Origin of the sequence: Desulfonatronospira sp. MSAO_Bac3 (genome assembly GCF_003838035.1) — a bacterium.
GTDB classification, from domain to species: Bacteria; Desulfobacterota; Desulfovibrionia; order Desulfovibrionales; family Desulfonatronovibrionaceae; genus Desulfonatronospira; species Desulfonatronospira thiodismutans.
Genome location: NZ_QYZY01000180.1, coordinates 1 through 1,653, shown reverse-complemented (window position 1 = coordinate 1,653; position 1,653 = coordinate 1). Strand labels below are relative to the sequence as shown.

At 51.8% G+C, this 1,653-nt stretch carries 2 protein-coding genes; one reads left to right on the top strand and one right to left on the bottom strand.

Annotated elements, in window-relative coordinates; all coding sequences use genetic code 11:
• Positions 1-161 precede the first annotated feature (161 nt).
• Positions 162-422, top strand: coding sequence for a hypothetical protein (locus D5S03_RS05935; protein WP_008871296.1), 261 nt, complete (start codon positions 162-164; stop codon positions 420-422).
• A 273-nt stretch (positions 423-695) separates the two neighbouring features.
• Here the strand turns inward: D5S03_RS05935 and D5S03_RS05930 are convergent.
• A partial coding sequence (locus D5S03_RS05930; protein ID WP_287043003.1) for a GGDEF domain-containing protein occupies positions 696-1,653 on the bottom strand: 958 nt, incomplete at its 5' end.

Below are 1,653 nucleotides of genomic sequence, written 5' to 3'. Positions count from 1 at the left end.
GCAGACAGAGCTTTCAGTGTGGCCCGGACCGGACCTGGAAGGGCTTACCTGGGCCGAGCCGGTGTGGGATCAGGATGCGGCCAGGGGGCTTTTTGCAGTTTAATCCTGCACCAGTGTCACGTATATTGTAAAACACCCAAAACAAAAAAGGAGAACTATAAATGAGTACGCCCAGCGGCATGTATTACTATCCGGACCCAAGGAACAAGAAGGAGCGGATGTATGTCCGGGACAATGAGGGCAGCATCGAGTTCAGGCTGTGGAACCAGGACCAGCCGGAGATCTGGGAGAGGCACGGCTGGCTGGATATGGACATTATAAAACGGGCGGCGAAAATGTACGGGGATAAAAAACAGGACCCACTGAAACTGTATGACCTGGACATCGCCAGATCGCTTCTCAAGCAGAATAGGAAGGGATAATAAGATGCGGCTGCAAAAAGTCCCGGTTTCTCCACGCCCCTGCGCGGAAAATGAGCCCCTGAGAAAAAATATTGAAATAAGGAAGGGAGTTCATACAACCACCCCCGGCCCCTCCTTGGCTAAGGAGGGGAGTAGATGCCGGGTGTCCGTAAACATTCAGCGGGATGCCGAAACCGGCCAGTAATCAATACTGGGGACCCCCTGAATGGTTACGGGTGTCCTCTCGTGCCTGAAAAAAACTTTTTACAGACACATTAGACCAGACGGGAAGGATTAAAGCTCGGAAAAAAGGATCGCCCTGTTGCGGCCGGATTCCTTGGCGTGGTAGAGGGCCTTGTCAGCCGCTCCTATAAGCATTCCGGCGTCCCAGTCTTTCTGCAGTTCCGCCACTCCGATACTGACTGTAAAGTTGATGGAGTCTCCAAGACTTCCATCTTTTTTCCTGGGAATGAAATTGTAGCCCTGCACCTCGCGGCGCAGTTCCTCGGCCTGTACACCGGCCAGCTGTTCATCGGTGTCCTTAAAAATTATACACAGCTCTTCTCCTCCATAACGACAGGGATAACCGCTGCCCACCTCGGCATGCTCCTTGATGATCTTGGCCAGGGCCTTTAGCACATCATCCCCCACCTGATGCCCCCAGCTGTCGTTAATGGATTTGAAGTGATCCACATCTATCATGAGCAGGGCCAGGCGGGCATTATTTTCCAGGGCCTGCTCAGTCAAACTGTAAATCTTCTCGTCAAACCAGCTGCGATTATAGAGCGATCCCAGCAGATGGTCATACCTGGCATAGTGTTCCAGAGTTCTGGCCTTGTTTTCCCAGGAATCGGCCTCTTTTCTGGCCTGGGTTACTATCTCTTTTATTGTTCCCCGGATATAGCCGATGATCTCGCCGGGATCCTTGTTGTTTTCGATATCCGATACAGTCTGCTCCCCGAAATCCTCCAGGTCGGTGCTCTGGCGGTTGACTGATTTCCTGAACTCATCTGTGAGCAGCTGAATCTGGGACAGCAAAGTATTGGTGAACTTCTGCTCGTTGGCCAGCTTCTGTTCCATCAGCCCCAGGTTGTCCTGCAGGTTGCAGGTAAAAGCCTCTTCCATGCTGCGTATGATCCTGTCCAGGTTTTCCCCGGTGAACTCCTTTTTTTCTATTACTTGCAGAACCTCTCTTTGCAGCTGGTATTTCTTTTCTAACTCGATGGAGTTCATCCGGCTCATGAGATTGCGG